The organism is Thalassospira tepidiphila MCCC 1A03514 (genome assembly GCF_001662875.1).
Taxonomy (GTDB): domain Bacteria; phylum Pseudomonadota; class Alphaproteobacteria; order Rhodospirillales; family Thalassospiraceae; genus Thalassospira; species Thalassospira tepidiphila.
In genome coordinates this window covers 557,587-570,428 of the sequence record NZ_JPVZ01000003.1, presented here as the reverse complement: position 1 = coordinate 570,428, position 12,842 = coordinate 557,587, and the positions used below count along the sequence as shown (strand labels likewise).

Here is a 12,842-nt window from a genome sequence, read left to right as displayed (position 1 = left end):
ATCAGCCCTCCTGCCCGGCAGGTTTTGCGGTAAAGTTGGCAGCACTTTCGAGCACGCCCCCAACACGCAGAACGGTTTCTTCATCAAACGGCTTGCCAATCAGCTGAAGACCCAGCGGCAATCCCTCGGCCGAAAGACCGGTCGGCACCGAAATGCCCGGAAGACCCGCAAGGCTTGCCGGAACGGTAAAGACGTCATTGAGATACATCTTGACCGGATCACCTTCGTTTTCACCAATGGCAAAGGCCGCAGACGGTGCGGTCGGGGTCAGGATCGCATCAACCTGACCAAACGCACCTTCGAAGTCCTGATAAATGCGACGACGGACTTTAAGCGCCTTGTTGTAATAGGCGTCATAATAACCAGCCGACAGCACATAGGTACCGATCATGATACGGCGCTGGACTTCCTTGCCGAAACCAGCCGCACGGGATTTCATGTACATGTCATCAAGGCTGTCGCCGTCATCCATGACACGCTGGCCGTAACGCAGGCCGTCATACCGTGCAAGGTTCGACGACGCCTCTGCCGGGGCGACGATGTAATAAGTGCCCAGGGCGTATTTGGTGTGCGGCAGGGTCACATCGACAACTTCGGCACCGGCGTCGCGCAACATGGCAACGCCGTTATCCCAAAGCTTGCTGATTTCTTCTGGCATACCGTCAACGCGGTATTCTTTCGGAATACCGATTTTCATGCCACGGATGTCACCGGTCAGGGCTGCTTCGAAATCAGGCACGGCAATCGGTGCAGACGTGCTGTCCTTGGCGTCATGACCCGCCATCGAACCCAGCATGATTGCCGCGTCGCGCACGGTTTTGGTCATCGGGCCAGCCTGATCAAGCGAGCTTGCGAAGGCAACAATACCCCAGCGCGAACAACGACCATAGGTCGGCTTCAGACCAACAATACCGCAATAGGATGCCGGCTGACGGATCGAGCCGCCGGTATCAGTACCGGTGGCTGCCAGCGCCATGTTGGCAGCAACAGCAGCCGCCGAACCACCAGATGAGCCCCCCGGAACCAGATCCTTGCCGGATTTGTCTTTCCACGGGTTGATCACGTTGCCGTAATAGGACGAGGTGTTCGATGACCCCATGGCGAACTCATCAAGGTTCGCCTTGCCCAGCATCACCGCACCATTACCAAACAGGTTGCTGGTGACAGTGGATTCATATTCCGGTTTGAAACCTTCAAGGATGTGCGACGCCGCCGTGGTCTGAACACCTTCGGTGCAGAACAGGTCTTTGACCGCAATCGGCAGGCCTTCCATCTTGCCAGCACTGCCCTTGGCGCGCTTGGCATCGGATGCCTTGGCCATTTCCATGGCCTTTTCCGGGGTTTCGGTGATGTACGCATTCAGATTGCGATGTGCGTCCATCGATTTCAGGTGTGCTTCGGTCAGTTCGACCGAGGTATAATCACCCTTTGCAAGCCCGTCGCGGGCTTCTGCAAGTGTCAGCTTTGTCAGATCAGTCATTATTCAACCACCTTGGGCACAACAAAACAGCCAGCATCGGTCATCGGTGCGTTTGACAGCACTTTTTGCTGGATATTGCCATCGGTGACTTCGTCCTTGCGCAGCGGCAGGGTCAGATCGGCAACAGATGTCAGCGGCTCGCAGCCTTCAACATCAACTTCTTGCAGTTCCTCGACAAAATCGAGGATACGGGTCAAATCTCCCGCCAGTTCGGAAAGGCCTTCTTCGGACACGTTGATACGTGAAAGATAGGCAATACGGCGAACTGTTTCCTTATCCAAAGACGACATGGATGAAAGTCTCTCTTAAGGAATGACAAAAAACCCGGCAGAGAGATATCTGCCAGAACGTGAATTACAGCGCGGAAACTAGCACCCCGCCGCCCCTGCCGCAAGGGTTCGAAGCAACGAAGAACACGTGTTCTCGCGCTGTCTGGCTCATAAAACTGTCACGCGCAAAAATATCACCTGCCCAGATCGGATCGGGCACACGAAAACAAACAGGCCGACAACAAGAATGTTGCCGGCCTGTTTCGTATTTATGTGCTGCCCCGTATCGCGGGACAGAATGCCTGATCGGCTTAGCCCGGGCTCATACCGCGCAGACGTTCGGAACGACGACGCAACAGTTCCACGGTCAGAAGCAGCAGGATCGAGACAGATACAAGGATCGTCGCGGCTGCCAGAATGGTCGGCGAGATCTGTTCGCGCAGGCCGGTATACATCTGCCATGGCAGGGTTTGCTGACGGGCAGAACCGACAAACAAGACCACAACCACTTCATCAAACGAGGTGATAAAGGCAAACAGACCGCCCGAAATAACACCCGGCAGGATAAGTGGCATCTGAACCTTGAAGAAGGTGGTAACCGGGTTTGCACCCATGTTTGCCGCCGCACGGGTCAGTGACTTGTCAAAGCCAACCAACGTCGCGGTGACCGTGATGATGACAAACGGAATCCCCAGAACAGCATGCGCCAGGATCACCTTCACATAGCCGACAAATGCCTGATTAAGCCCAAGGTTAAGCTCAAGCCAGTTGCCCAGCGGCGCATAGAAGAAGAACATGCCGGTCGCCGAAATGATCAACGGTACGATCATCGGCGAAATAAGCACCGCCATCATCGCCTGACGGCCCGGCACGTGCGACTGACTGAGGCCAATCGCTGCAAGGGTCCCAAGGGATACCGAAATCAGCGTCGCAATCGGCGCAATAATCAACGAGTTCTTAAGCGGCACCATCCATTCGTCGGTACCAAGGAAATCGCGATAATGCTTGAGGCTGTACCCCTCTGCCTTGAAGCTCAGCATTTCTGGCGTGAAGGTAAAGAAGTTCTCGGCATTGAAGCTGAGCCAGATCACCGGCAGAAGCGGTGCGATCAGGAAGAAAAACACAAACGCGCAGATAAACAGGAATGCGTTGTGCCAAAGAACCTGACCCGGCGTGTAATAGATCGGAACGCCGGCACGATATCGACCACTTCCAACCCAGTTGGCAAACCAGCCCATCGAAATACCGACAAGGAATCCCCCAAACAGGCCGCCAAGCCCACCGAAAATCATGCCTACACCGCCGAAAAGCACGCCGGTTGCCAGCGTTTTCTGTTTGCTTTTCACCTTGACGATTTTCGAGAACACAAAGGCCAGTGCCGCCCCGAGCACAGCACCGATGACGAACCCGACCCACGGGCTGCCAAAGATGTTGCCGGTAATGAACCCGAACATCGCGCCTAACAAGGCCACCAGTGGCATCGTGAAGGTCATCAGTTCGGGCCGTCTTACGTACGAGATTACTTCATTCATGTTCTTAGCCCCCCAACTTCACGTTATCGATGCCCACAATCTTGTCGTAGCACCAGTAAAGGCCAAGAACGACGACGAGAAGGATGGACCCGAGTGCGGCCGCAAGGCCCCAGTTGAGCGAACTTGAAATGTGATAGGCAATTCGGTTGGAGATGAAGACACCATCCGTACCACCAACGATTTCCGGCGTGATGTAGTAACCGATCGCAAGAATGAACACGAGGATCGAACCAGCACCAATACCCGGAACCGACTGCGGGAAATAGACACGCCAGAAGGCCGTCCAGTTCGTCGCACCAAGTGACTTGGCAGCGCGCTGATAGCTTGGCGGAATGGTTTTCATCACCGAATACAGCGGCAGGATCATGAACGGCAGCAGGATGTGGGTCATCGCAATGACCGTACCTGTTGCGTTATTCATGAGAACAAGGCGATCCGCATCGTTAACGAAGCCAAGCCAGACAAGGATTTCGTTAATCACCCCTTGCTGCTGTAACAAGACCTTCCAGGCCGACGTTCGCACCAAAAGCGACGTCCAGAACGGCAGCAGAACCAAAATCATCAGGATACTTGCCGTACGCATTGGCAGATTGGCAAGCAACCATGCCACCGGATAGCCAAGAACAATGCAGCTTGCGGTAATGATCAGCGCCATGATCAGTGTACGCATGAACAGCGTCGTATAAATCTGCTGATTTTCGGGCTTCATCACGATCCCGTCGGGCGTCAGCGTCATATCGACGGAATTCAGGAAGTAGCCCGGGGTCATGCTTGGCGAATAGAGCTTGATGGTTGCCCAGATATCAGCAGAGCCCCAATCTTTGTCTTCTTCGGTGAAAGCTTCGCGGAAACCGAATTGTGGCAGCTGATCAATATTCGCAGCCGCCGTCTGCAAGGCGCTTGCGCCCGCACCGTTATAGCTGTTGATCGCCGAAACAGTATCCGGATTGGTCAGGTCCATACCAAGGGCGCCATAAACGGACTCCCATGGATCTTCCTCGGCAACGGTGTCGCCATCGCGGATCGCGGCCCACAACGCAAAGTCGGTATAAGCACGTGCGGTCCAGGGCAGCAATTGAATGATTTCTTCTGACGGCACAAAGCCGACATCACCACTCATGTCTTCATCAGACATCAGCGCCATCAGTTCACGGCGTGTTTCAAGGAAATCTTCGCCGCCTGTGCCCGACATCATTTCGAACCAGAAAGAACCTTCTTCGAAGTTCGGATCAATATCTTCAAGCGGATCCTGCCAAAGTTCACCGATGTCATCAAGCGACCGCCCCGTGGTCCGGAACAAGGATGACAATCCGGATTGCTCGTAGTTCAGGCGAGAACCAAGGCGGGTGTGCTGTTTAGCTTCCTCTGCCTTGAATAAATCAATGTAAAGATTGCGGTAAACGTTTTCGTGCGGCGGTTCCCCGCTTGATCCATCCCACTGGGAAAGCGCAATCACGGTTCCCGGGATCGTGTTCGGCACAATGTCGTTTTCAACCGACCGGAAAAGCATCGAGAGAATCGGTACGATAAAAGTCACGACCACAAAGATCAAAAGTGGCGCAACCAGCATGAGCGCGCGCATTTTCTGGCGCATCAATGCCCTTCGTAGACTTTGTTTTAGCGGTCTGCCATCAGCAGCTAACACTACTTCTTGAGATGTATCACCCATTACGCCCCCGTAAGCCTGCCCCGGTGTTTTCGGTCTATTGTTTCGACCGGCAATTTATTGTTTAGCGAATTGGTCGGTAAAGGGGGCCGCGAACGGCCCCCTACCCTTAGCTCTTATTGAGCAAGCCAAGCCTGGAATTTGGCATCGATGTCGTCACGGTAGTCAGCCCAGAACTCGTAGTTATAGAGGAACGTGTTCTTGGCGTTTGCCGGGTCGGTCGGCATGTGCGGAGCCATGTCGATACCGAGTTCGGCGTGCTTACCAACGAGCGGTGCCGAGGAGAAACGAGCCGGACCGTACGAGATGTAAGCAGCCTGGTCAGCAAGACGCTGGGTGTCGGTTGCGAACTTCACGAAGTCCAGAACGCGGTTCAGACGCTCTTCCGGAAGACCGGACGGAATGATCCAGCCGTCAAGGTCAAAGACCTGCGCGTCCCAGAGCATGGCGATCGGCTGATCCTGCTCTTCGATTGCGGAGAACAGACGACCGTTGTAGGTCGAGCCCATGAAGACTTCGCCGTCAGCCAGAAGCTGCGGGGTATCTGCACCAGCACTCCACCAGATAACGCTGTCTTTGATGGTTGCCAGCTTATCAAGAGCGCGCTGCTGACCTTCCGGGGTTTCAAGAACGCTGTAAACTTCGTCCTTGGCAACACCATCGCAGAGCAGAGCCCATTCCATGTTGTTGATCGGGCGTTTTTCAAGCGAACGCATGCCCGGATAGGTTTCGGTGTCGAACAGGGCACAGATATCGGTCGGTGCCGGAGTTCCAGCCGGAACCATGTCTTCACGGTAACCAAACGTGGTCGAATAAACGATCTGCGGGATGAAGCAGTCACTTACGAGGAGATCACCGAAGTCATCTTCTGCCGAGGTGCCATCCGGCGCTTCTGCAAGAACTTCGTTCGGGTCGATTTCCATTGCGAGGCCTTCATCGCAAAGGCGCATTGCATCAGCAGCAACCACGTCAACCAGATCCCAGGTCACGTTGTTGGCTTCGTTCATTGCGCGCAGTTTTGCAACGGCTTCGTTCGAGCTTTCATCCCAGGTGATCGAAACACCCGGGTTCATTTCCATATAAGGCTCAGCATAAGCCTTGATCTGGCTGTTCTGATAGGCACCGCCCCAGCTGACCAGCGTCATGTCGGACGCCATGTGGTCGTCGGCATAGGCTGCGCCTGCCGCCACAACAAGCAAAGCTGTTGATGCTGTAAGGGTTTTAATAAGCTGCATTAATAGACTCCCTGATTGTTTCCCGGACTATTCGTTGAGGACCAGCACCCGGGCGTACCGGTCCTGTATCTGCCTGACTAAAAGTTACGACGCATCAAGCGCGCGGCAATCTTCTGCAAGCCAGCCAATCTCGATTTCCTGACCCGGCTTCAGACGCACCTGGTCCGGTGCGTTCCTGGTCTTGATGATAAACTCATCATTGCCGGCCACACGCAGGCGTGTACGGAAGATGTCACCCATATAGATGAACTCCAGTACCTCGGCCTTGAGCGTATGCGCATCGGCATGCAGGCGATCACGGTTGTATTCAACACGTTCAGGACGGATCGAAACGCGTGTACGTTCACCCACCTGGCTGACATTGACCGGAACGGCATCAATGATTTCGCCACCATCAAGCTGGACAACACAGGTGTTGCCCTTGATTTCCTTGATGACACCTTCGAGCGTGTTGTTTTCGCCAATGAACTGCGCGACAAAGCTGTTTTCGGGCTGTTCGTACAGTTTATCTGGCGGTGCAAGCTGCTGAATGCGGCCGTCGTCAAACACAGCGACGCGGTCGGACATGGTCAATGCCTCGGTCTGGTCGTGGGTGACGTAAACCGTGGTAATGCCAAGTTGATGGGCCAGATGCGTGATTTCAAACTGCATCTTTTCACGAAGCTGTTTATCAAGCGCACCGAGCGGCTCATCCATCAGAACCAGTTCAGGTTCGAACACAAGCGCACGGGCCAACGCGACACGCTGTTGCTGGCCGCCGGAAAGCTGTGCCGGACGACGGCCACCGAAGCTTCCCATTTCGACCATATCGAGTGCGCGTTTGACCTTCTCTTCCTGTTCCGCTTTGCCCAATTTGCGGACCTCAAGCGGGAAAGCCAGATTTTCGGCAATGGTCATGTGCGGGAAGAGCGCGTAGTTCTGGAAGACCATGCCGATACCACGCTTGTGCGGCGGGATATCGTTGATCGAAACGCCACCAAGGCGGATATCGCCGTGGGTCGCGGTTTCGAAGCCGGCAAGCATCATAAGACAAGTCGTCTTGCCAGACCCTGACGGACCAAGCATCGTCAGGAACTCGCCTTTAGGCATTGTTAGGTTGAGATCTTTAACGACGAGTGTCTCGCCGTCATAACTTTTCTGTACACGTTCAAACTCAACGAACGCTTCATTTGATGCACCGTCGGCCAAACCCTATACCCCCTGATTTGTCATTGTTTGTTCAGCGTTTTCGCTTTTGGTGATTTTTGTATGCGGAAATCAACTGGAACCTGTCGAGCATGACGGTTCCCGAACCCCGTGGATAGAAGCATTGCGACACTCACGTGTAATAGGTGCGCTGCCTCTTTCTGTTTTCTTTCTCTCAAGATGATCTGCGCATTCGGTCTGCCTGTTTCGCCCTGCATATTTCGATTTCGATCAATTTCGGCAGTGCGATATTAAAACAAACCTGCTGAGGCACTTCAACCCCTCATCATTCAGAAAGATTTTTACGCTAGGAAGTCCGCCATTCTTGGCTGCATTTAGAATAAAATGCGCTCACACCCTCAACTCGGCGTCGTTTCTTCCATAAATCGGAAAACGATACATTTGCTTTGCGCTGGCATTTTCGCAAAAAGACTCCTATAAGGTCGCCATGATTTGCAATGACACTCAGGAATTGCTGCGGTTCTTGCCACCGGCAGCACGTGTATTGGGCCTTGATTTGGGCACCAAAACAATTGGCGTAGCCCTATCAGATGTAGGGCTGCAGATTGCCTCACCGTATGAGCTGATTTCACGAAAGAAGTTCACACGCGATATTGCCCAGCTTTCGTCGATTATCGACAAACAGAATGTCGGCGGCATTATCATCGGCTTCCCGCGCGAACTTGATGGTTCGATCGGCAAGGCGTGCCATCGCGTCTATGCCTTTATCGACGAAATGGAAAAGTATATCGACCTGCCGGTTTTGATGTGGGACGAGCGCCTGTCAACAAACGCGGTCGAGCGTATTCTGATTGAAGAAGTCGATATGACCCGCAAACGCCGCGCTGAAGTCGTCGACAAGACAGCTGCTGCTTATATCTTGCAAGGCGCACTGGATCATTTGAACCGCCATACCGATCCCGGCGAGAACGCCGAAGCCGACGATGATGATATCGAGGCTGAAGAGGACTGATAACCGTCAGTCTGCCATGACCAACAAGATCAAAGCTGCCTGTTCATTCAGGCAGCTTTTTATTTGGCTTTGATCACCATCATCACCCCGAAGAACCGTGAAGGCGGAATGATAAGCATGCCGTCTTTTTCAACGGCCCCCATTGCGACAGCAGCATCGGTAATTTTCGCGATGTCATCGACAATTAATTCAAAGCCAGCAAATCCGTCTGTCGGAAATGCGGAATCCTCTACCCCATAGCGTGAAATCAGTTCATCGCCATGCAAGACATCGACAATCGCGTCGACTCCGATTTCCTCATAAAAGTCGTGTACCGCTTCGGCTGCCCAGTGATCAACAAGAACCTTGCTAATCGCAACAGCGCCATTCTGATGACTTTGATAGTCAGGGAAATAGAAATTCTGCACCGGGTGTCGATGTTGACACACAAAGGTCACCGCATGCCGCAACAGCGGATGGTTGGCGTAAGCCAACGAAAAGGCAACGCCGACTGTTTCACCATCAGGCGTCTTGGCATCGCGTTCAAAGTGAAATACCGGCGGCACTGCGGCACCGGCTGCGATAAATTTTTGTCTGTCCTGTTCGGCATCGCGCGATTGCAGGGCCAGCATCGACATGCCTTCGCGATGACGCAGATAATCGCGATTGTAGATCGGAAACGAAAATGGCTGGGCAAGGTCCGTTTCGGCAATCTTGTCCGGATCAATCACCGCAAGAAGTTCGATATACATGCCGTCAAGCTGGATCAGGGCATTACCGGTACCAAAGGGATGAACTGCACGCGGGGTCACTGTGAATCCGAGCTGCGTATAGACAGCTATCGCGGCATCAAGATCATTCACACATAATACAATGTGATCAATCGCGCGTGACATGGCGTCCCTTTCCTTGAACATTCAGCGAGCTGGACGACTTTGCAGAACAAACAGTCTATCGACGCCAAAACCTGTTGGATGTGCTGACTATCACATCGGAAAACACCGGCAAAGAACAACTCGACACCAACTGAATTTTAGTCATCTATGCCAATTAGATATTGCGAGCGTATTTCACCGTGCTCAGATCGGTGATAACAGTATGGTGACGTTGAAAGTTCTTCTTCATTACGTGATGAAAGCCACCTGATGCTTGCCATTCTCTCAGCACTTCTGCCGACCTTTGCCCTGATCGTTGTCGGGTATGTGCTGCGTGAACGACGTTTCCTGCCCGACAGTTTTTGGCCAGGTGCAGAGAAACTGACTTATTTCATCACCTTCCCGGCCCTTCTTTTTTCCAACACCGCCAAAGCAGACCTTGGCAGCCTGCCACTGTTGGGGATTGCGACGGCAATGCTGGGCACGATTGCGATCTGTACCGCACTGATCCTTGTGGTGCGCCCCGTTTTGAAGGTTTCCGCACCAACATTTTCATCGCTGGTGCAAGGCGCCATCCGGCCAAACACCTATATCGGGCTTGCCGTTGCCGCGGCCTTGCTTGGCACACACGGACTAACCGTTACTGCCCTTTGCGTCGCGTTGGTCGTACCCACAGTTAACGTTATTTCCGTTTTGGCATGTGCCCATCTGGGTGAAAATGATCGCAAGCCCGGCGTTTTGTCATTGCTGCGTGATGTGGCAAAAAATCCGCTTCTGATGGCATGCGTGCTGGGTAGCCTGTTTAACGTTCTGGGAATTGGCTTGCCGCCAATCATTGGCCCCTTTCTTGAGGTGCTTGGACGCGCGGCCCTGCCCATCGGGCTTCTTGCCGTTGGCGCCGGGCTTGATCTGTCGGCTGCACGGCGCGCAGGTTTCCCGGTCGGGGTTTCAAGTGTTGGAAAACTGGTGTTGAGCCCAGCGATTGCAGCTGGTCTGTGTCTTATGCTGGGACTGCCCGATATCGAACTTGCGGCGGTGGTGCTTTATGCTGCACTGCCCTGCTCTGCCAGTGCTTATGTTCTTGCGCGCCTGATGGGGGGCGATGCCCAGATGATGGCCAGCATCATCACCGTTCACACCCTGCTTGCGATTATCACCATGCCGGTGATCGCCATTTTGACCCAGGCTGTCTGATCGCCGATCGTCTGGCCTTCGCCGCCTGAAACCTGACCGATCAGTCAGGAAATTTGATGCGATCGCATCGGTATTACCGGCAATATTTAACTTTTCGTGACAGGGGCAATTCGTTATGCTCCGCCCGAAATTTTTCAAAGATCATCCAAGGGAAATGTGCAACGCCATGAGCGTCATGGGACCAGCGGCGGATCATTATCCGCACCCACACCTCCTCGGGATCGAGGGTCTGACCCCCGGGGAAATCACCCTTATTCTGGACCGCGCCCAGCACTATGCGGAAAAAAATCGCTCCGCAGACAAGACCAGCAATATTCTGGCCGGCGCGACAGTCGTTAATCTGTTTTACGAAAACTCCACCCGGACGCTGACATCGTTTGAACTGGCGGCCAAACGTCTGGGGGCTGATGTTATCAACATGACAGTGGGCACGAGTTCGGTCAAAAAGGGCGAAACCCTGATTGATACGGCGATGACCCTTAATGCCATGACCCCGGATGCACTGGTTGTCCGCCATGGCGATAGTGGCGCGGTCAAGCTTCTGAGCGAAAAGGTCAATTGTGCGGTTCTGAATGCAGGCGACGGTCGCCACGAACATCCGACTCAGGCACTTCTTGATGCGCTAACCATCCGCCGCCACAAGGGACGCCTGCATCGCCTGAATGTTGCCATCTGTGGCGATATCGCTCATTCGCGTGTCGCACGTTCCAATATCCTGCTTTTGAACACGATGGGATCGCGTGTACGCCTTGTCGCCCCGCCAACCCTGATCCCGTCGAAGATCGACCGGATGGGTGTCGAAATATTCCATAACATGGAAGAAGGCCTGAAAGACTGCGACATCGTCATGATGTTGCGTCTGCAGCTGGAACGCATGGAAGGCAGCTTCATCCCATCGGTGCGTGAGTACTTCCATTTCCACGGCCTTGACCGTGCAAAGCTTGCCAACGCCAAACCCGATGCCCTGATTATGCATCCCGGGCCGATGAACCGTGGTGTCGAGATCGACAGTGAAGTGGCTGATGACGTTGAACGTTCCGTCATTCGCGAACAGGTCGAAATGGGCGTTGCTGTGCGCATGGCAGCGCTTGAATTGCTTGTGCAGAACCACAGAAAGATCGGAGGTCAGGCATGAGCCCCGCCATTCGCGCCAAAGGTGCCGGCAAAAAAGCCTTCATCAATGCCAGGCTGCTTGATCCGGTCAAACAAACCGATGAAACCGGTGGCCTCCTGATTGAAGATGACACCATCGCCAAAAGCGGCCCGGACATCACCGAAGGCACCGTTCCCGATGGTTTTGAAGTCATTGACCTTGGCGGTGCATGCCTGGCACCGGGTCTGGTTGATATGCGCGCCCAACTGCGTGAACCGGGATTTGAACATCAGGAAACCATCGAAACCGCTGGCAAATCGGCGGCAATCGGTGGCGTCACCACCATTATTGCCCTGCCCAACACCGATCCGGTGATTGATGACGTAGCCGGCGTCGAATTCATTGCCCGTCGCGCCCGCAAGGTGGGTCTGGCCAAGGTATTTGTCTATGGCGCAGTCTCCAAGGGCATCGAGGGGCAGGAAATCACCGAGATGGGCCTGCTTCATCAGGCCGGTGCCGTTGCCTTTTGCGACGGGATCAAGACCATTGCCAGTGCACGCCTGCTGCGTCAGGCCCTGTCCTATTCCACGTTCTTTGATGGCATGATCGTCCAACACCCTGAGGAGCCCGAGCTTTCCAAGGGGGCGTCGATGAATAGCGGCGAACTGGCAACCCGCCTTGGCCTTTCCGGTGTCTCACCACTGGCCGAAGTTATTCAGATCGAACGCGACTTGCGACTGGTTGAAATGACCGGCGGGCGCCTGCATTTCGCCCATATTTCGACCGGTGAATCGGTGGAAGTCATCCGCAAGGCGAAGAAACGCGGGCTTAAAGTCACCTGCGATACCGCACCGCCCTATTTCGCACTGAATGAGAATGCGGTTTCGGATTACCGTACGTTCGCCAAGCTGTCACCGCCGCTTCGTTCCGAGGATGACCGTCAGGCGATTGTTGCTGGCCTTGCCGATGGCACGATTGACGCCATTGCGTCGGACCACAACCCGCAAGATGCTGACTCCAAACGCCTGCCCTTTGCGCAGGCCGCTGCCGGTGCTGTTGGGTTTGAAACGCTGCTTCCGATGGCGTTGGAGCTTTATCACAACGGGCATATGTCGCTGCTCGATGTGATTACCAAACTGACCCGCACACCAGCCGAACTGGTTCGCATCAAAGGGGCCGGAACACTGGCAGTAGGAACCGCGGCCGATCTGGTGATCTTTGATCCGGATCGCCCGTGGAAAATTGATCCTTACCAGTTCCATTCGAAATCGAAAAATTCACCGTTTGACGGCCGTCTGACACAGGGACGCGTTCTGCGCACCCTGATTGATGGCCGCGAAGTCTTCTCGGAAGGTGCCTGA

11 protein-coding genes are annotated in these 12,842 nt (G+C 54.2%); 4 read left to right on the top strand and 7 right to left on the bottom strand.

The window, feature by feature from the left end; genetic code table 11:
• Nucleotide 1: 1 nt before the first annotated feature.
• The 6 genes from gatA to TH4_RS09905 form a co-directional block, all read right to left on the bottom strand.
• The gene (gatA, locus tag TH4_RS09930; RefSeq protein WP_064780938.1) at nt 2-1,480 is read right to left on the bottom strand and encodes an Asp-tRNA(Asn)/Glu-tRNA(Gln) amidotransferase subunit GatA; all 1,479 of its coding nucleotides are present in this window, start codon (nt 1,478-1,480) and stop codon (nt 2-4) included.
• Nucleotides 1,480-1,770: an Asp-tRNA(Asn)/Glu-tRNA(Gln) amidotransferase subunit GatC gene (gene gatC / locus TH4_RS09925; RefSeq protein WP_008890773.1), complete on the bottom strand. Its 291-nt coding sequence runs from the start codon at nt 1,768-1,770 to the stop codon at nt 1,480-1,482. The genes gatA and gatC overlap by 1 nt, the downstream gene beginning before the upstream one ends.
• 290 nt (nt 1,771-2,060) lie before the next feature.
• Nucleotides 2,061-3,281 carry an ABC transporter permease gene (locus tag TH4_RS09920; RefSeq protein WP_064780937.1) on the bottom strand — a complete coding sequence of 407 codons (1,221 nt, stop codon included), beginning with the start codon at nt 3,279-3,281 and terminating at the stop codon, nt 2,061-2,063.
• Between the two features lie 4 nt (nt 3,282-3,285).
• Nucleotides 3,286-4,875 carry an ABC transporter permease gene (locus tag TH4_RS09915; RefSeq protein ID WP_209272180.1) on the bottom strand — a complete coding sequence of 530 codons (1,590 nt, stop codon included), beginning with the start codon at nt 4,873-4,875 and terminating at the stop codon, nt 3,286-3,288.
• 188 nt (nt 4,876-5,063) lie between these two features.
• The gene (locus TH4_RS09910) at nt 5,064-6,182 is read right to left on the bottom strand and encodes an extracellular solute-binding protein (RefSeq protein WP_008890776.1); all 1,119 of its coding nucleotides are present in this window, start codon (nt 6,180-6,182) and stop codon (nt 5,064-5,066) included.
• Nucleotides 6,183-6,266: 84 nt separating this feature from the next.
• The gene (locus TH4_RS09905; protein WP_008890777.1) at nt 6,267-7,370 is read right to left on the bottom strand and encodes an ABC transporter ATP-binding protein; all 1,104 of its coding nucleotides are present in this window, start codon (nt 7,368-7,370) and stop codon (nt 6,267-6,269) included.
• Nucleotides 7,371-7,815: 445 nt separating this feature from the next.
• On the opposite strand from TH4_RS09905, the gene ruvX reads away from it, so the two are divergent.
• A complete protein-coding gene (ruvX, locus tag TH4_RS09900; RefSeq protein ID WP_008890778.1) occupies nt 7,816-8,340 on the top strand; it encodes a Holliday junction resolvase RuvX in 525 nt (174 codons plus the stop codon).
• Between the two features lie 59 nt (nt 8,341-8,399).
• On the opposite strand, the gene TH4_RS09895 is transcribed toward ruvX, so the two are convergent.
• Nucleotides 8,400-9,215: a VOC family protein gene (locus TH4_RS09895; protein ID WP_064781045.1), complete on the bottom strand. Its 816-nt coding sequence runs from the start codon at nt 9,213-9,215 to the stop codon at nt 8,400-8,402.
• A 249-nt stretch (nt 9,216-9,464) separates the two neighbouring features.
• Here TH4_RS09895 and TH4_RS09890 point away from each other — a divergent pair, with 249 nt between their 5' ends.
• The 3 genes from TH4_RS09890 to TH4_RS09880 all read left to right on the top strand — a co-directional run bounded on the left by TH4_RS09890 (nt 9,465) and on the right by TH4_RS09880 (nt 12,842).
• Nucleotides 9,465-10,388 carry an AEC family transporter gene (locus tag TH4_RS09890; protein WP_064780935.1) on the top strand — a complete coding sequence of 308 codons (924 nt, stop codon included), beginning with the start codon at nt 9,465-9,467 and terminating at the stop codon, nt 10,386-10,388.
• A gap of 175 nt (nt 10,389-10,563) precedes the next feature.
• Nucleotides 10,564-11,523: an aspartate carbamoyltransferase catalytic subunit gene (locus TH4_RS09885; protein WP_157097736.1), complete on the top strand. Its 960-nt coding sequence runs from the start codon at nt 10,564-10,566 to the stop codon at nt 11,521-11,523.
• Complete coding sequence (locus TH4_RS09880) at nt 11,520-12,842, top strand: dihydroorotase (RefSeq protein ID WP_064780934.1); 1,323 nt, start codon at nt 11,520-11,522, stop codon at nt 12,840-12,842. The genes TH4_RS09885 and TH4_RS09880 overlap by 4 nt, the downstream gene beginning before the upstream one ends.